The 17,310-nt window shown below is 69.2% G+C and carries 18 protein-coding genes; 5 read left to right on the top strand and 13 right to left on the bottom strand.

What is annotated here, in order from left to right:
• Positions 1-3: 3 nt before the first annotated feature.
• Together E0H92_RS28440 and E0H92_RS28435 are read right to left on the bottom strand one after the other, a co-directional pair.
• Positions 4-1,059, bottom strand: coding sequence for an ArsR/SmtB family transcription factor (locus tag E0H92_RS28440; RefSeq protein ID WP_131498443.1), 1,056 nt, complete (start codon positions 1,057-1,059; stop codon positions 4-6).
• Positions 1,060-1,533: a GyrI-like domain-containing protein gene (locus E0H92_RS28435; protein WP_131498442.1), complete on the bottom strand. Its 474-nt coding sequence runs from the start codon at positions 1,531-1,533 to the stop codon at positions 1,060-1,062.
• Positions 1,534-1,606: 73 nt separating this feature from the next.
• Here E0H92_RS28435 and E0H92_RS28430 point away from each other — a divergent pair, with 73 nt between their 5' ends.
• Positions 1,607-2,893 (top strand): glycoside hydrolase domain-containing protein, encoded by a 1,287-nt coding sequence (locus tag E0H92_RS28430; protein WP_131498441.1) that lies wholly within the window; start codon positions 1,607-1,609, stop codon positions 2,891-2,893.
• A gap of 3 nt (positions 2,894-2,896) precedes the next feature.
• On the opposite strand, the gene E0H92_RS28425 is transcribed toward E0H92_RS28430, so the two are convergent.
• On the bottom strand, positions 2,897-3,268 hold the full coding sequence (locus E0H92_RS28425; RefSeq protein WP_165550080.1) for a cupin domain-containing protein: 372 nt from the start codon (positions 3,266-3,268) through the stop codon (positions 2,897-2,899).
• Positions 3,269-3,332: 64 nt separating this feature from the next.
• Between E0H92_RS28425 and E0H92_RS28420 the strand changes: the two genes are divergently transcribed.
• Positions 3,333-3,797 (top strand): MarR family winged helix-turn-helix transcriptional regulator, encoded by a 465-nt coding sequence (locus tag E0H92_RS28420; protein WP_131498439.1) that lies wholly within the window; start codon positions 3,333-3,335, stop codon positions 3,795-3,797.
• Between the two features lie 135 nt (positions 3,798-3,932).
• Here E0H92_RS28420 and E0H92_RS28415 read toward each other — a convergent pair whose 3' ends face one another.
• The 8 genes from E0H92_RS28415 to E0H92_RS28380 all read right to left on the bottom strand — a co-directional run bounded on the left by E0H92_RS28415 (position 3,933) and on the right by E0H92_RS28380 (position 12,322).
• The gene (locus E0H92_RS28415; protein ID WP_202873888.1) at positions 3,933-5,219 is read right to left on the bottom strand and encodes a serine hydrolase domain-containing protein; all 1,287 of its coding nucleotides are present in this window, start codon (positions 5,217-5,219) and stop codon (positions 3,933-3,935) included.
• Between the two features lie 54 nt (positions 5,220-5,273).
• Complete coding sequence (locus E0H92_RS28410; protein WP_131498438.1) at positions 5,274-8,090, bottom strand: DEAD/DEAH box helicase; 2,817 nt, start codon at positions 8,088-8,090, stop codon at positions 5,274-5,276.
• A 10-nt stretch (positions 8,091-8,100) separates the two neighbouring features.
• The gene (locus E0H92_RS28405; RefSeq protein WP_131498437.1) at positions 8,101-8,994 is read right to left on the bottom strand and encodes an alpha/beta hydrolase; all 894 of its coding nucleotides are present in this window, start codon (positions 8,992-8,994) and stop codon (positions 8,101-8,103) included.
• Between the two features lie 111 nt (positions 8,995-9,105).
• Positions 9,106-9,933, bottom strand: a complete 828-nt coding sequence (locus E0H92_RS28400) for a chitosanase (protein ID WP_131469260.1) — start codon at positions 9,931-9,933, stop codon at positions 9,106-9,108.
• Between the two features lie 99 nt (positions 9,934-10,032).
• Positions 10,033-10,905, bottom strand: a complete 873-nt coding sequence (locus E0H92_RS28395) for a diacylglycerol/lipid kinase family protein (RefSeq protein ID WP_131469262.1) — start codon at positions 10,903-10,905, stop codon at positions 10,033-10,035.
• Entirely contained in the window at positions 10,905-11,666 is a 762-nt protein-coding gene (gene tatC, locus E0H92_RS28390; RefSeq protein WP_131498436.1) for a twin-arginine translocase subunit TatC, read from the bottom strand. Before tatC ends, E0H92_RS28395 begins: the two co-directional genes overlap by 1 nt.
• An 85-nt stretch (positions 11,667-11,751) precedes the next feature.
• A complete protein-coding gene (locus E0H92_RS28385; protein ID WP_131469266.1) occupies positions 11,752-12,057 on the bottom strand; it encodes a twin-arginine translocase TatA/TatE family subunit in 306 nt (101 codons plus the stop codon).
• A 73-nt stretch (positions 12,058-12,130) separates the two neighbouring features.
• Positions 12,131-12,322: a hypothetical protein gene (locus tag E0H92_RS28380; RefSeq protein WP_131498435.1), complete on the bottom strand. Its 192-nt coding sequence runs from the start codon at positions 12,320-12,322 to the stop codon at positions 12,131-12,133.
• A gap of 120 nt (positions 12,323-12,442) precedes the next feature.
• Between E0H92_RS28380 and E0H92_RS28375 the strand changes: the two genes are divergently transcribed.
• The gene (locus tag E0H92_RS28375) at positions 12,443-13,633 is read left to right on the top strand and encodes a winged helix DNA-binding domain-containing protein (RefSeq protein WP_131498434.1); all 1,191 of its coding nucleotides are present in this window, start codon (positions 12,443-12,445) and stop codon (positions 13,631-13,633) included.
• On the opposite strand, the gene E0H92_RS28370 is transcribed toward E0H92_RS28375, so the two are convergent.
• Positions 13,630-14,601, bottom strand: coding sequence for a helix-turn-helix transcriptional regulator (locus tag E0H92_RS28370; protein WP_131469272.1), 972 nt, complete (start codon positions 14,599-14,601; stop codon positions 13,630-13,632). The genes E0H92_RS28375 and E0H92_RS28370 overlap by 4 nt on opposite strands.
• Positions 14,598-15,554: a helix-turn-helix transcriptional regulator gene (locus tag E0H92_RS28365; protein ID WP_131469274.1), complete on the bottom strand. Its 957-nt coding sequence runs from the start codon at positions 15,552-15,554 to the stop codon at positions 14,598-14,600. Before E0H92_RS28365 ends, E0H92_RS28370 begins: the two co-directional genes overlap by 4 nt.
• Before the next feature lie 87 nt (positions 15,555-15,641).
• Here E0H92_RS28365 and E0H92_RS28360 point away from each other — a divergent pair, with 87 nt between their 5' ends.
• Positions 15,642-16,742, top strand: a complete 1,101-nt coding sequence (locus tag E0H92_RS28360; protein ID WP_131498433.1) for a DUF3866 family protein — start codon at positions 15,642-15,644, stop codon at positions 16,740-16,742.
• Positions 16,743-16,773: 31 nt separating this feature from the next.
• A complete protein-coding gene (locus E0H92_RS28355) occupies positions 16,774-17,271 on the top strand; it encodes a hypothetical protein (protein ID WP_131498432.1) in 498 nt (165 codons plus the stop codon).
• Positions 17,272-17,310: the final 39 nt, after the last annotated feature.

Below are 17,310 nucleotides of genomic sequence, written 5' to 3'. Positions count from 1 at the left end.
GGATCAGCGCATGATCAGCGTCAGCAGGTCAGAGCCGAGAGCTGTCAGGGCGTCGTTGTTGAGGCGGTAGGCGACGAAGCGGCCTTGGCGTTCGGCGGTGACGAGGCCGGCTCGGGTGAGGGCTCGGAGGTGGCGGGTTACCTGGGTCGGGTGGAGGCCCCAGAGGGCGGCGATCTCGCCGGCGGTGCGTGGCTCGCTGGCCACGGCGCGGCAGACCTGGAGGCGGTCGGGCGACGCCAGCGCGTCCAGCCGGGCACGGATCTGCTGCGCCGTCGGTACTGCGGCGGCGCGGCCCGTGGCCGGGTAGATGATCGTGACGGGCTCGCCGGGGACCTCGCCGACGAACAGGTGCGGTGCGATGTAGTTGCTCGGGACAAGCAGCAGCGAGCGGCTGCTGATGTCGATGCGCTTGCTCTGCACCTTCTGTACGACGACGCTGTCCGCGTCCCGCAGGTCGATCGCACTGTCCAGCGAGCACAGCATCGTCCCGACACCGTCCCGGACGGCCAGGTCCCGGTCGTGCCGTCCACGGGCAGCCAGCGAGTCCCGGGACTCCTCCCACAACGCACCGAACCACTCGTGCCAGCAGGCATCCAGTACGTCGAGGAAACGGCGTACGGGCTCCTCGGGTGAGGTCAGAAGAGCTTCGACGAGTGCCGCGACGGAGCGGCCGCGGCTGCGAGCCCAGTGCTGTACGGCGTCCGTGTCGATCGAGCGGCTGCTCAGCGGGCGACCGTGCAACGGGCGGACCAGTTCCGCGGCCACGTCCTCGGGCGAGCGCTCGCGGAGCGCTGAGAGCTCGTCAGACCAGGTGGGCAGGCCAGTGGCGGCGCTGGTGGCGAAGAAGCGGGCACGGACGGCGCGCACGGTCCAGCTCCACTGCGCCAGCTCTTCACGAAGCTCAGCGGACAGCGGGAGCGACGCAGCCCAGTCCACCCGGTCGTGGTGCGCAGGCTCGGCCAGCACATGCAGTGCACACCCGAGCTCGATCAACGGCGAGGCAACATGACGAATCCGCTCACCCTCGAGCCGCGCCACGCCGGCGAGAACGGTTGGCACTCAGTCCTTCAGCTTGAACTGGAGGTCGGTGTCCCAGTCGTTCATGTTCGGGACCTCGCGGGGGTCGGAGCGGTAGATCTCCAGGCGGGCGGTCCAGTGGGGGCCGTCGGAGTCCCACTCGAGGCCCTGGTCCTCGGCCCAGGCGAGCAGGTCGCGGGTGGCTTCCATCAGGCCGTCAGGGTGACCGTGATGGCTAACGGTCGCATAGCGTCCGGCCGGCAGGACGCCGGTGACGATCTCGCCCTCACCGGAGTGCAGGTCGTCGACCGGGAACCCGATCTCGAGCACCAGCCCGGCCTCCATGTCGACCACGTCGTACTTGAAGAACGGCGCGTCGTTCGGCGCGATCTCCTTGGCGGCGAGCCAGCCGATCACCTCGCCCATCCGGTCCGCGAACGCCCCGATCCCGTCCATCGCGACCTTGCCCCGCAGAGCGACGTACGGCCGCTCCCCAACCTCCACGATCTCCGGCATGCCGCCAACCCTCCCGCACTCGGTCTTGGCCTCAACCTACCCGCAGGCGTCTACTGGGAGCAGGGGGGTCAACATGCTCAAACTCAAGGTCCTCGTCGCGGCTCTCGCACTCACGGTCGTCGGACTGCCCGCCGCCGCGGAGCCGACAACACCACTGCCCTACAGCGCCGGTACGACGGCAACGCGGTTCACCGGGCTGGCTTTCGACACCTGCACAGCGCCGACCGTCGCACAGATGTCCGCGTGGCTGGCCTCGCCGTACCGCGCGGTCGGCATCTACATCGGCGGAGTGAACCGGAGCTGCGCACAGCCGCAGCTGACACCGAGCTGGGTCAGCAGCGTGACCCGGATGGGCTTCCGGCTGATCCCGATCTACATGGGATACCAGGCGCCCTGCACGACCCGCACCAACGCGGTGAAGATGACAGTGCCGTCGGCTACCTTCCAGGGCGGTCTGCTGGCGCGGGACGCCGTACAGCAGGCCAGAGCGCTGAACCTGCTCGGCGGTAGCGCGATCTACGCCGACATGGAGCACTACGACATCACCGACAGCACGTGCCGGGCGACGGTACTGCGGTACCTGTCGGCGTGGACCAAGCAGATCCACGCACTCGGCTTCCTGTCAGGCGTCTACGCGCACCAGAACTCCGGTGCGGTCGACCTCGCCGCCGCCTACAACTCCAGCTCCTACGCACGCCCGGACGCACTCTGGATCGCCCGCTGGGACGGCAACAGCTCCCTCACCGGCTGGCCGACAGTGCCCAACACGTTCTGGGCGGTCGGGCAGCGCGGCAAGCAGTACCAGGGCGACCACAACGAGACGTACGGCGGCGTGACGCTCAACATCGACAGTGACCGCTTCGACGCACCGGTGGCGACGGTCTGGTACACGTACACGGTCCGCGCCACCATCTACTCCTACAGCGGCCCGTCGACCGCCTACCCGATCCGCTCCACCATTCCGGCGAGCTCCGGGGTCCGCATCGTCTGCCAGACGTTCGGCCCGAAGATCGGCACCACGACCGTCTGGAATCGGCTGATCGACGGCACCTATGTCACGGACTACTACGTCCGCACCCCGAACAAGACCGGTTACAGCGCACCCATCCCCGGCTGCTCGTTCCCGTACCAGACCACGATCAACAACCTCAGCCGGCGGCACGGCCCGGGTACGGCGTACACCGCGTACCCGAGCCCGCTGCCGATCGGATCACTCGCCTGGATCAGCTGCCAGCGAGCGGGCACCAAGGTGGGCACCACGGCCGTGTGGGACCGTCTCACCGACGGGTCGTGGGTCACCGACTACTACGTCGCCACACCGAGCAAAACGACGTACAGCCCACCGAACCGGCGCTGCTGACGACTACTTGGACCAGGGCGGCTGGACGGCGGTGCCGTCGGCCATGTGGCCGGTGAAGCCGGCGGTGATGGCGACGATCAGCTCCGCCTTGCCCTCGCCGAGATTGCTCAGCGAGATCAGTTCACCGGCAGGTACGACCGCGGAGTCGCCGGGGCCGAGCTTCTCGCCGTCGGGCCCGAGCTGCACGGTGCCGCTGAGCACGGTGAAGATCTCGTCGCGGTCGAGCGTGTGCGGCGCGTCGCCGACGTGCCCCTCGTCGACCGTGAGCCGCCACGCGCACAGCCCGGCCGACCCGAGACTCGGCGCCGCGAACACGGCGAACTCGACACCCGGCAACTGGAACCGCGGCGCCGCGGCGGCAGAAATGACGTGCATTGCGTTCCCCCTCATCATTTAGTCAAGCTGACTTGACCAAGTCAGCTTGACTATCATGACCGGTATGACGCGTTCGGGCAAGCCTGATATCGGAATCCTCCTGCTGCTCGCGGAGCAGGAGTTCGTCCGCGAACTCCGCGAGCACGTGGCCGCCCAGGGGTACGACGACCAGGGCCGGTCGGACGGCTTCGTCTTCCGGACGTTGAACGACGGCCCGACCACGATCACCGGCCTCGCCGAGCGACTCCACGTCACCAAGCAGGGCGCCAGCCAGATCGTCGACGACATGGAACGCCGCGGGTACGTCGAACGCCGCCCCGACCCGACCGACGCGCGCGCCCGCCTGCTCCACCTCACCGAACGCGGCCGGGGAGCCCTCGCCGCCGCCCGGAAATTCCACCAGACCTACGAACGCCGCCTCCGCAAACGCCTCGGCGACGAAGCAGTAGACACCCTCCGCGACGCACTCACCGCCATGGCCGGCGAAACCCAGATCAGCACACCACACTTCCGCGCACTGATGTTCTAGCCCGCACCCCTCGGCATTTGGTGGGTCAGCCAGTCACCTTGGGGGTTTGTCACCCTCGTTCAGGGTGCAGAACCCCTCATTTGGCTGGCTGACCCACCAAATTGGCTGGCTGACCCAGCAAATTGGGCGGAGAGCTCAGCTGAAGTACTGGGGGAAGAGGTCGTGGGTGGGCCAGGACTTTACGGTGTTGGCGGCTGTCCACATGGCTGCGTCGATGTCGCCGTACGACTTGCCGCTGGTGTCGTCGCGGCGGTTGACGAGGGCGGCCCAGCTGAGGCCGCCGGAGGTGCGGACGAGCAGCGTGTACGTGCCGGGCATGCTGCCGGTGTGCCACGTGTTGCGACCGGTGCCGCCGGTGACCGGGCGGATCTGCCAGCCGAGACCGTAGTACCAGCCGTCGGCGTTCACGCCGGTGGACGGCTTCGCCCACACGCGGCCGAGCGACGTACTGTTCAGCACGCTCGACGGCGCGTCGAACATCTTCGCCCAGCGCACCAGATCCGGTGCGCTCGCGATCCAGCCGCCGTTCGCGTCCTGGATCCGCATGCTGAACGAGCCGTACGGCGCGGCGACGGTCTTACCGGACATGTCGAGCACGGTCGGACCGGTGTACTGCGACTCGTACGACGTCTCGCCGCTGTGCTTCGCGATCGAGTAGCCGAGCGACATCCGCTTGATCTTCAACGGGGCCAGGAGCTTCTGCTTCACGTAGCTCTCGTAGCTCAGGCCGCTGACCTTCTCGATCACCCGGCCGGCCAGCAGGTACCCGAAGTTCGAGTACGCGTACTTCGTGCCCGGGTTGACGTCGAGCTTCTGGCCGGCCATGTACTTGATCACGTCCGCGTGCTGCAGCTCGAGCGGCACGCCGAGGGTGCGCGAGATGATCGCGTCCTTGAAGTTCGGGTCACCGGACACGTCCCGGTCCCAGCCGCCGAGGTGCTGCAGCAGCTTCCACAACGTGATCGTCGACCAGCGCGAGTCGCGGGTCAGCCCGCTCGCGGGCGTGATGTCGAGGATGTTCGCGACCGGCGTGGACAGGCTGAGCTTGCCATCCTGTACGAGCTTCACGATCGCGGCCGCGGTGAACGACTTGGACAGGCTCGCGATCCGGAACAGCGACGTCGGCTGCACGGTCAGCGCAGTCGACGTACTGTAGCCGCGGGCAAGCACCAGGCGCCCCTTGTACGTCACCGCGACCTGGCCGGCCGTGACACCCCGCGCCTGCATGAACGCCTTCATCTGGTTGTCGAACCCGGCCAGCGCCGGCACCGCGGTCCCGGTCGTCTTCCAGGTCGCAGCAGCATCAGCAGGCCGCCCGATCAGATAGCCGGCACCGGTACCCACCGCAGCGGTGGCACCCGTCGCAACAGCCAACTTCCCGAGATTCCGGCGCGACAACTCCACGAACGTCTTCTCCTTCAAGGCAGGGGTTTACAACACGTACTGCGTAGAAGGAATTCTTTCACCCGAAGAGGTCTACTCGACCATGGACGCGTAGGAGATCACGCCGCGGCGGATCTGGTCGACGACGGAGCGGGCTGTCTTGCGTAGCGGAGTGTCGCCGGCGGCGTCTGCGATCTGCTCCGTCAGGTCGATGAGTTGTTTGACCCAGCGGACGAAGTCGCCGGCGGCCAGGTCGGACTCGTACAGGACCTCGGCCAGCGACGCGCCCGAGGCCCAGCGGAACGCGGGCCAGCAGAAGTTCAGGTCCATGGACCGCAGGAAGTCCACCCGCATGTCCCGCTCCAGCGCGGACAGGTCCCGCCAGATCGATCCCATCCGTTCCAGTGCGAGCCGTACGTCGCCCCGCGGCAACCGCGGTGACGTCGGCTCGTCCTTCGACCGCGACTCGTAGACCAGCGCAGCCAGACAAGCTGCCAGCTCCGGAACGGTCAGGTCGTCGAAAACTCCTTGCCGCAGGCACTCAGCCGCGACCAGGTCGAGCTCGGTGTAGATCCGCGCCAGCCGATCGCCGGCCTCGGTCGTCTTGTCGCCGTCGAGGTAGTGCAACGCGTCCAGCACCTGGCAGACCCGGTCGAACTGGCGGGCGATCGTGTTCGTCCGCTGCTCGATCTTGCGCTGCACGTCGCGGTTCTCCCGGTCGAGCCGGAAGTACCGCTCGGCCCAGCGGGCGTGGTCCTCACGATCGGAGCACCCGTGGCACGGGTGCGCGCGCAGCTCCGCCCGCATCTCCTGCAGTTCCGGGTCGTCCGCGTGGCTGACGACGTCCTTGCCGCGGGAGCGCGACGGCGGCCCGTCCTCACCGAGCAGATCGGTCCGGGTCCGCAGCACCTGCGCCAGCTCGCGGCGCTGCTGCGGGTTGCGCGGGTTGAACTTCCGCGGGATCCGCAACACCCCGATCGCCTCGACCGGCGTCGGGAAGTCGACCATCGACAGTTTCCGCACCTGCCGGTCCAGCGTCAGCACGGTCGGCCGCGGCCCTTCCCGCTCCGACCGCATCCCCGGGTCGAGCACCAGCGCCCAGCCAGCGCTCCGGCCGGCCGGGATCCGGATGATGTCGCCGGTCTTCAGCTTCTCGATCGACTCCTGCGCCTCGACCCGGCGGTCGAGCTTGCGCCGCTTCGAGCCGGACGCCTCGCGGTCACCGATCCGCCGGCGCAGAGCGGCGTACTCCAGGAAGTCGCCGAGGTGGCACTCGATCGACTCCTTGTACCCCTCCAGCGCCTCGGTGTTGCGCTGCACCTGCCGCGCCAGCCCGACGACGGCCTGGTCGGACTGGAACTGCGCGAACGACAGCTCGAGCATGTCCCGCGCCCGCGTCCGCCCGACCTGACGCACCAGGTTGACGGCCATGTTGTACGACGGGGAGAACGACGACCGCAGCGGGTACGTACGCGTCGACGCGAGCCCCGCGACCTCCCGCGGGTCGAACCCAGGCTGCCAGAGCACGACCGCGTGCCCCTCGATGTCGATCCCGCGCCGCCCGGCGCGGCCGGTGAGCTGCGTGTACTCCCCCGGCGTGATGTCGACGTGCGCCTCGCCGTTCCACTTCGACAGCTTCTCCAGCACGACGGTGCGCGCCGGCATGTTGATGCCCAGGGCAAGCGTCTCGGTGGCGAACACGACCTTGATCAGGCCGCGCTCGAACAGCTCCTCGACGACCTCCTTGAACGCGGCCAGCATGCCCGCGTGGTGCGCCGCGATCCCGCGCGACAGAGCCTCGGCGAAGTCGTGGTACCCGAGGACGCCGAGGTCCTCGTCCGGGAGGTCCGCCGTACGCTCGGCCACCACGCGCTTGATCTCGTCGCGCTCCGACGGCTTCGTCAGCCGCAGACCGGACCGCAGGCACTGCACGACCGCGTCCTCACAGCCCTTGCGGGAGAAGATGAAGAAGATCGCCGGCAGCAGCGCGCCCGCGTCCAGCTCCTCCACCACGTCCGAGCGGTACGGCGTGAAGTGGGTCCGCGCCGGCCGCCCCTTCGGGAGGTCGCGGCGCCGGCGTGGTTTGCGTGAGTCGTCGCGGAAGATCCGGTTGTCGTCCCGCGCGATCCGGACCAGCTGCGGGTTCACCAGATCCCGGACGTCGGCCTTGACCTCCTTCGCGGGGTTGCCGGACCTGGACGCCTTCGCGGGAGCGCCGACCCTCGCGGTCGGCGCTTCACCGGCGAACAGGTCGTGCAGCCGCTTCCCCACCATCACGTGCTGGAACAGCGGCACCGGCCGCTTCTCCTCCAGCACGACGACCGTGTTGCCGCGGACGGTCTCCAGCCAGTCGCCGAACTCCTCCGCGTTGCTGACAGTCGCCGACAGCGACACCACCGACACCGAGTCCGGCAGGTGGATCAGCACCTCTTCCCAGACCGCGCCCCTGGACCGGTCGGCCAGGTAGTGCACCTCGTCCATCACGACGTACGACAGGCCGAGCAGCGTCTGCGATCCGGCGTACAGCATGTTTCGCAGCACCTCGGTCGTCATGACGACGATCGGGGCCTCGGAGTTGACCGAGTTGTCACCGGTGAGCAGGCCGACCTTGTCCGCGCCGTACCGGCTGACGAGGTCGCCGTACTTCTGGTTGCTCAGGGCCTTGATCGGGGTGGTGTAGAAGCACTTCTGGCCGCGCTCGAGCGCCAGGTGGACGGCGAACTCGCCGACCAGCGTCTTCCCGGAGCCGGTCGGCGCCGCGACCAGCACCTGGTGGCCGTCCTCCAGGGCGGCGCAGGCGCGCAGCTGGAACTCGTCCAGCGCGAAGTCGTAGAGCCCTCGGAACTCCTTGACCGCAGGATGCTCCTGGTCCGAGCGAAACGAGGCGTACTTCTCGGACGGGGTACTCATGGACTCCAATCTATGCGACGGCTCCTACAGATTTGTCGCGGAGCCGGTTCTGGAGGAAAGTCGCGGCGTGGTCGAGGGCCTCGTCCGCCTCGGGCAGGAGCCCGGCGAAGTACTGGTACACGTGCGGCGCACCGGCGACCACGTCGAGGCTGACGTCCACGTCCTGCTCCGCGGCCCGTGCCACCAGGCGGAGCGAGTCGTCGAGCAGGACCTCCGCCGTACCGACCTGGACGAGCAGCGGCGGCAGACCCGTCAGGTCCGCGAACAGCGGGCTGGCCAGCTCGTTGCGCGGGTCCGCACCGCCCAGGTAGAGCTCGGCGGACTCAGCCATGTTCGGGCGGCTGAAGAGCGGGTCGTAGCCGTCCCGAGCGTCGATGCTCGGCCCGGTCAGCGTCAGGTCGGTCCACGGCGAGAACAGCACCGCCCCCGCAGGCTGCGGCAACCCCTCTGCCCGAGCGGCAAGCAGTAGGGCCAACGCCAGCCCGCCACCCGCCGAATCGCCCGCAATCACGACGTTCTGACCCGCCAGCTCCCGGTACGCCGCCAACGCGTCATGGACCCCCGCCGGGAACGGGTGCTCGGGCGCCAGCCGGTACTCCAGCGAGACCGCCGGGACACCGCTGCGACGCGACAACGGGGCGGCCAGGTTCGCGCCGGTGCGGGCCGAACCGATGACGTACGCACCACCGTGCAGGTAGAGAATGACCCCGTCCTGGTCGGCGCCCGCCACGCGCACATCCAGCGCCGGTACGCCGCCCAGTGTGCGTTCGCTGAGCGTGACGTCGTCGCCGAGCGGGAGGTTCGCGAACAGCTCGTCGAACTCGGCCCGCTGCTCCCCCGGCGACCGTCCGAGCTCGCCCTTGCGCATCATGCCCCGTGCTGCTTCGCGTTCTTCAGCGCTCATCGCTTCTCCTGCTACTGGATGCCGTGACTGATCTCACAGCAGGAGAACATGACGCAGCCGGACTCTCTTCCCTGGTGGTCCGAGGAGAGCCCGGCTGCGCGCCTGTGGTGACTAGCCGATGTGGTACGGGTCGCCGTACACCTTCCAGTCCAGCGGGGTGTTCAGGTTGAAGTTGCCGTTGCGGAGGAAGACCCGCTGCGCGGTGTCGACCCGGCTGGTGTCGCTGTGGGCCTCTTCCTGCTTCATCGCCCACACCCGTGCGTCCAGGAACGCGTTCAGGTAGGTCGTCTCGTTGCCGCCCTGCGCCGGTGGCTTCGCCTTGGCGAGCGCGCGCTTGCGGATGCCGCCGAAGCTGGTCGCGTCGTCACCGTCGCCGTGCATGACGATCGCGTCGTAGTAGCAGAACTGCCCGAGGGTCCGCAGCCCGTCGGACTTGCCACGGCTCACCGCCGGGTTGAAGTACACCCGGTCGCGCTCGTCGTTCTGGCACTTCTGGAACACCGAGTCCTTGGCCGCGGTCCTCCAGTCCTTGGTGTAGTTCGGGTCGAGGCCCTTGTGCGAGTCGGAGCCGTCCACCTTGCGCAGCGCCGGCAGGTACTTCTCCAGCACGTTGCCCGGCTTCCGGTCGGCGTACAACTCGACCAGCTCGAGCATGTCGTGGGTCCCCGAGCAGAACCCGATGATGCCCGCGGTGTACCCGCGGCCGTCGTCGATGTCCTCGATGTACTTGTACTGCGCCTTCCAGTCCAGCGACGAGTTCTCCGCGCTGCAGACGATCTGCATCGCGATCTCCTTCTTCGCCGGGTCGTCGAGGCCGGTCGCCTGCACCGCAGCGTCGGCGTGCGGCGCGAGGCGGGAGACGGCGAGCCCGGTGGCCGGCACGGCGGCGAGCGACAGGCCGAGCAGCAGCGTGGTCCGGCGCGTGGGGCGGTACTCCATGTGGTCCTCCGAGGGGCGTCCGAGGAATGAACTGTTAGGAAGCTTTCCTATCAGACGAACGCCAGTCGTGAGAACAGCTCAGTTCATGTCAGTTGTGTCTCAGGCGAAGACGGTCAGGGCGCCCGGGGCGATCCCGATGTCGATCGGCAGCGGGCCGAGCACCTCGCCGTCGCCGTACGCCGTGATGCCGGGCGACTCGATCCGGACCGAGCGGCCGCGCAGCGTGCGCACCGCCGGATGGCCGACGTGCGTGCCCTTGGACAGCTTCGGGAACAGCTGCAGCAGGGTCAGCCGGGACACCGGCTGGATGATCGTCACGTCCAGCAGGCCGTCGTCGATCTCGGCGCCGGCGCAGATCTGCAGTCCGCCGCCGTACGTCGGGCCGGTGCCGACCGCGACCAGCATGGCCTTGGTCTCGATCACCTCGTCGTCGACCGTCACGACGTACTCGAGCGGCGTGAAAGTGCGCAGCTCGGCGAGGGTCGCGACCGTGTAGCGGGAACTGCCCTTCGGCCAGCTCATCGCGTTGGCGCGCTTGTTGACGAGGGAGTCGAAACCGCCCGCCACGACCGTGGTGATGAACTCGTCCTTCGCCGTCGCGAGGTCGATCGTCCGGGTCCGGCCGGCCACCACGAGGTCGGCCGCCGCGGCCGGATCCTTGAGCGGTACGCCGATACCGCGAGCGAAGTCGTTACCGGTACCGGCCGGGATGACGCCGAACGGCATCCCCGAGTTCGCCAGCACCTGGGCGCCCAGGTGGATCGTGCCGTCGCCGCCGATCAGCGTGACCGCGTCCGCCCCGGACGCGACCACCTCGGCCGCGATCTTCCCGACGTCCTCCGCGCAGGTGGTGGTGTGCACGTCGACGGTCAGACCGGCGGCCGCCAGCCGCTCCCGCACCGCCGGCGCGATCCGCGCGCCACGTCCCCGACCGCTGGTGGGGTTGACCACCAGCGCGATTCTCCGGCTCATCAGTCGGCCAGGAGTTCTTGGCTGCGGCGGGCGCGGCGCCGGTCGTTGAACCGCGAGATGACCTCGGCGACGAAGAACAGCACGCACATCGGGATCGCCAGCAGGCACATCGTGAACGGGTCGCCGGACGGCGTCGCGACGGCGGCGAACACGAAGATCACCAGCACGATGTACGGCCGGAACTTGCCGAGCGCGGCGGCCGGCACCACGCCGACCATGTTCAGCAGCACGACCACCAGCGGGATCAGGAAGGCGACCCCGAAGACCAGCATCGTGCGGAGCACGAAGTCCAGGTAGTCGGGCAGCTCGACCAGGTTCTGGATGTCGAGCGGGGTGAAGCCCAGCAGGATCTCGATGCCTTTCGGCAGCGTCCAGTACGCCACCGCGATACCGGCCGCGAACAGTGGCGTCGCGATCGCGGAGAAGATGTAGGCCCACTTGCGCTCGCTGCGGTGCAGCCCGGGCGCGACGAACGCCCAGATCTGGAACAGCCAGACCGGCGCGGCCAGCACCAGGCCGAACAGCGCCGAGATCTTGATCCGGAACGTCAGCGCGTTACCGACACCCGGGAACGTCAGCTGCGGCGTCTTCGTCTGGCCGGCGTCCTTGGCCATCTCCGCGACGCTCGTCACGAACGGTCTGGTCAGGAAGTCGAAGGCCTGGTTGTAGAAGATCCAGCCGACGACGGTCCCGAGCACGATCGCGAGCACACTGATGAGCAGCCGGTTCCGGAGCTCGACAATGTGCTCGCGCAGGGTCATCCGACCCTCTGGGTCTTTCGGGTGGCTTTCCTTCTTCTCTTTCCGCCGCCCGAACTTCACCATCGACACAAGTGGCGCGTTCGGCTCAGTTGGCCGTGTGCGTCGGCGGCAGGCCGTCGCCCGGCGCCTGGCCGTTCACCTGGTTCTGCTGCTGGGCAGGCTGGGCCTGCGCCTGCTGCTGCACAGGCTGCTGCGCCGGCGGCTGCGAGGCCTCCTCGGTCAGCTCCGCGTCCTTCTTCTTCGGGCCGACCTCTTCCTCCCAGATCTTCTTCGACTTGCCGAGCTGCTTCACCAGAGCCGGCAGCTTGGCCGATCCGAACAGCAGCACGACGATCGCAAGGATGACGAGCCACTCGGCGCCTTGGGGCATACCGATGAGCGGTGCTGCCATGTCGATCTCCCTTTCCACCATCAAACTCTGCCAACATCAACTCGGGACTCGAGCCTGAGTTCGTGGCCGAATACTACGCCGGAGCGTGCACGTCCTCACGGGTCTGTCCAGACCCGGCCTCGGACTGCGCGGCATCCAGCTTGGACTGGGCGGCGACCAACTCTCGTGTCAGTGCCTTGACCTGGCCCCACAACTTCATCGCGAGCAGGGCGAGGACCAGGAGCCACACCGCCACCACCGCGAGGAACAGCAGGAACCAGTACATACCCAGGAGCCTAGCCGGTTCCGGCCCGGCGCCCACGTCCCGCGGTGGGTCTCAGGGGACAACGGTGTCGGAACGTGATGGTAAAACCGAGTGTCCCGCAGGCGAGGTCAGGGGTCGTAGATGGTGCGGATCGGGGTCGAGGAGCGGCGAGCGCGGCTCGGGCGGCGGCATCGGCTCGGTGCGGGCTGCCAGGCGGCCGATCCGGTCGACGCGGCCGCGTCGATGGTGGCGCTGCACGCGACCGATCCGGCCACCGTGCACCTGAGCGTCGCCACCCGCGTGCCAGGGAGTGACGTCGCGAACACGGAGCGTGCCCTGTACGACGATCGGTCGCTGATCCGGATGCTGGGCATGCGGCGCACGGTGTTCGTCGTACCGACGCCGTTCGCGCCCGTGATCCAGGCGGCGTGCACGGACGACATCGCCGTGAAGCAGCGGAAGCTGCTCGTCAAGCACCTGGCCGAGTCGGGGATCGCGGACGGCGCCGAGTCCTGCGGGCAGTGGCTGGCGGCGGTCGAGGAGTCGACGGCGACCGCGCTGGCGCTGCGGGGCTCCGCGACAGCGCAGGAGCTGTCTGCCGACGAGCCGCGGTTGCGGACGCGGCTCGACATGGCGGCCGGGAAGGCGTACGCCGCGCAGCCGTACGTGACGAGCCGCGTGTTGTTCCAGCTGGCAGCTGAGGGACGGATCGTGCGGGGGCGTCCGCTGGGGACCTGGTTGAGCGGCCAGCACCAGTGGTCACCTGCTGTGGATTGGCTGCCCGGTGGGCTCGGCGACAAGCCGGCTGCGGAGGAGGCGCGCGTGACGCTCGCGCGGGCGTGGCTGGAGTCGTTCGGACCAGGTACGACGGCTGACCTGCAGTGGTGGGCCGGGTGGACGCTGGGCCAGACGCGGAAAGCGCTGGCGGCTGTCGAGGCGGTCGAGGTGGATCTGGACGGTCAGGCGGGGTACGTGCTCCCGGGAGACGAGGCGCCGGAGGTCCCGGTCGACCCGTGGGTGGCGTTCCTGCCAGGTCTCGACCCGACCCCGATGGGCTGGAAGGAACGCGAGTGGTTCCTGGGCCCGCACAAGTCGAAGCTCTTCGACAACACCGGCAACATCGGCCCCAGCATCTGGTCCGACGGCCGCATCATCGGCGCCTGGGGTCAGCCCGAGTCCGGCGAGGTCCGCTACCAGCTACTGGAGGACGTCGGCGCGGACACCACGGCGCTCGTCGAGTCCGAGGCCGCCCGCTGGACCACGTGGCTGGCAGGCGTCCGCGTCACACCCCGCTTCCGCTCACCCCTCGAGAAGCAGCTCAGCCAGGGCTAGTCGTCGTACGCCGACAGCGCATCGCGGGCTGTGGCGGCGATCTGGGTGGTGAGGTCTTCGGGGTCCAGGACCGTGGCGGCTCCGCCGAGGCGGAGGACCAGGCGCTGGAGCCAGGCGGTGTCGGCGACGCGGAGCTTGACGATGAGCGAGTTCTCGGGCCCCTCTTCGACGGACTCGTTCGGGTAGTACTCGGCGACCCAGCGGGCCGGCGGCGCAAGTCTCAGGGTCGCCAGCAGGTCGTACTCCGACGGCTGGAACATGCCATTGGACAGGTCGCGCGGCGTCGCCTCCGGGGGCGGCTCGCTCGGGAGGTCGAGGAGCTTGACCGCCGCGATCCGGTCCAGGCGGAACAGCCGGACGTCCTCGGCCAGACGGCACCAGGCTTCCAGGTAGGTGCGTCCCTCCGACACGACGAGCCGCATCGGATCCACGTCGCGCTCGGTCGTCTCGTCGCGTGACGGTACGTCGTACGTCAGGTGCAGCCGCCGCTTCGTGGCCAGCCCGCGGTTGACGATCTCGGCGATCTCCGGCGCGGCCGGCTCGACGTGAACGTGCGCGGCCGCACCCTCACTCGCCGCGGCTGCCTCACCGGCGGCCCGCTCCAGCTTCGCGATCGCGCGGTCGACGGCGTCCCGGTCGGAGCCGGCCGTCACCTCGCGCAGGGTCCGCAGCGCGGTCAGCAGCGCCAGCGCCTCCGCCGCGGCCAGCCGCAACGGCCGGGCGAGGTAGTCCGCGTTGTTGATGTGGATGACCCCGTCACCCTCGGCCGCCTCGATGTCGATCTCGATCAGATCGCCCATCTGCGCACCCGGCAGCCCGCAGAACCACAGCACCTTCAGGTCCGCGATGATCTGCTTCGGCCGGACGCCGAACTCCTTCGCGACGTCGTCGACGCGAGCACCGTCGTTCTCCCGCAGATAGGGCACCAACGCCAGCAACCGCTGCACCTGGTCACGTGCGTTACTCATGCGCCTGCCACCGTCCGCAGTCGCCACAGCACTCCGTCCAGTACGTCGCCTGGGCCCTCAACCACTGCGTCCGGTCCGTACGACGCGATCTCCTCGGCCAGCACCGAGGAGTCGGCGTACGGGACGTGCAGCAGGTCCCAGCCCTCCTCGTACGGCTCGATGGCGTTCGCACGGCGCCGCAGGCTCACACACGACCCGGTGCGCGCCCGCACCTTCGCCTCGGAGGTCGGCCGCGGCGGGGCCAGCTCGGTCACCAGCGACCGCAGGTCCGTCCCCTCCGGCACCGTGAACGCGCCCGGCTCCCCCACCGTCTTCACGTCCCCGCCGATCCGCGACATCCGGAACATCCGGGTCGCCTCGCGGTCGCGGTCCCGGCCGACGACGTACCAGCGGCCGTGCCAGGACACGATCCCCCACGGCTCGAGCGTCCGCCTCATCGGCTCGGACGCCCCGCTACGCAGATGCTGGAACCGCACCGCCTGCCGGGCCACGACAGCGGCCCACAGCGGGTCGAAGGCCGGCTCCGACGCCCCGACGTGCGGCTCGATCGCGCTGAGCGCCGACTGGTCGGTCTGGATCCCGGCCGCCTTCAGCTTCAGCACCGCCGACGTGGTCGCCTCGGACAGACCGGCGTGCTGCCAGACCCGCGCGGCGACGCCGAGCACGGCGGCCTCGTCCGGCTCCAGGTGCACTTCGGGCAGCTCGAAGACGTCCCGGCGGATCCGGTAGCCGACGTCGTCGGAGAAGAACTTGTCGATCGTGCCCATCTCGATCGGGATGCCGAGGTCGCGCAGCTCGTCCTTGTCGCGCTCGAACATCTTCTCGAAGGCGTCGTCGGTCTGTCCCGCGTACCCCTCGACGACCTCGCGGATCCGTTCCTTGGTCACATAGGTGCGCGCGACCAGGAGGCAGATGACCACGTTGAGCAGTCGCTCACTCTTCCGCGCCGACACCCGACCACCTTACGGCCTCCGGGCGTCCAAACCCCGCCTTTTCGCACCAGAACTTCGAACACCGGTTCGACCCGCTAGTGTCGGCGTGTGATTCGGTGGCGGGACGGTGTGGTGGCGCAGGTCGGTCGGAGCTGGGCCGGTGCGCTGGAACTGACAGTGATGGTCGGAGAGCAGCCTGTGCGCGCGCTGGCCTACCCGGACCTGGTCGGTACGCCGATGGCCGGTGACCGCGTGCTGCTCAACGTGGGCGCGCTGGACCGCGGTCTGGGGACAGGCGGGTACGCGCTCGTGGTCGCCGTACCGGACCGGTTGCCGGAGGACCCGCCGGAGCGCGGGCACCTGGTGAAGGCGCGGTACACGCCGCTGCAGGCGATGGTGCTGGGCGCCGACGAGCAGGACTCCCCCGATCACGACGTACTGCGGGACGCGGACGACCTCTTCGGTACGCCGGTTGTGGTCGCGGACCTGCACTCCGCCCTCCCGGCGGTGCTGGCAGGTGTGTACGAGGCACGGCCGACCACGCGGGTCGTCTACGTGATGACGGACGGCGGCGCGCTGCCGCTGGCGTTCTCGCGGAGTGTTGCGACCTTGCGCGACGCGGGCTGGCTCAGCGGCACTGTGACGGTCGGCCAGGCGTACGGCGGTGACCGCGAGGCAGTGACTGTCCACACCGGGTTGCTGACCGCCGTACAGGTCCTGGCGGCTGAGCTGGTCGTCATCACTCAGGGCCCGGGCAACCTGGGTACTGGTACTCGCTGGGGCTTCTCCGGCGTGCAGTCAGGTGAGGCGGTCAACGCGATCGGCACACTGGGCGGCCGAGCCGTCGCCTCGCTCCGGATCTCGGAGGCGGACCCGCGTCCACGCCACCGCGGTATCTCCCACCATAGCCTCACCGCCTACGGCCGCGTGGCGCTCCAGCCGGCCGATGTCGTCGTACCAGACCTGTCCGGTGACTTCGGCGACGCCGTACGGGATGCTGCCGAGCCGCTGAAGGCGCGGCACCGCGTAGTGCGCGTGGGGATCGACGGACTGTACGACGCGCTACAGGCGGCCCCCGTCAAGCTGTCGACCATGGGCCGCGCCCTCGACGAGGACCGCGCCTACTTCGAGGCTGCCGCGGCCGCGGGCCGGCACGCAGCGCGTCTGGTGGACGTACCACCACCTGGAGTGGGGTCGCAGTACTCCTGATCGGACGGGCTCGCGCGGCGACAGTGGTGGTATGAACAGGACCAAGCACCGCGATCTCACGATTCACGACGTCGCCCGGCCGCAGCCGCCGCTGGCTGTCCGGGGCGCGACGACGCTGTGGTTCGCAGCCGTCGGTGCCGGTGTCGCCGAGTCCGTGCTCGGACTGGCCGGCGCGATTGCCGACGGCTCCTCCGTCCTCGGGCTGCTCGTCCAGATCGCCTTCCGGGCGATCGTGTACGGCGGCCTGTTCGTGGTCATCGACCGCTACTTCCGCCCGGGTGTCCGCTGGTCCCGCTGGCTGCTCACCGGCCTGCTCGGCACCGTCGGCATCGCCTCGCTGGCGGTCGGGCCGGTCAGCTGGTTCCTCCGCGACGGAGACTTCGGCGCGCTCGACTGGTCCGCGTCCTTCATCGCGTTCGGCGCGGTCCGCTGCGTCCATGTCACCGCGGTGATCACGGCGATCGTCCTCAGCTTCCACGCGGACGCGAACCGCTGGTTCAGCGGCCGCCCGGTGCGGCGTACCCGCTGAAACGCCGAAGGACCCGCCTCGGGGGCGGGTCCTTCGGCG

The sequence above is a fragment of the Kribbella speibonae genome, assembly GCF_004331375.1.
GTDB lineage: Bacteria > Actinomycetota > Actinomycetes > Propionibacteriales > Kribbellaceae > Kribbella > Kribbella sindirgiensis.
This window is presented reverse-complemented; position numbering and strand designations above follow the sequence as displayed.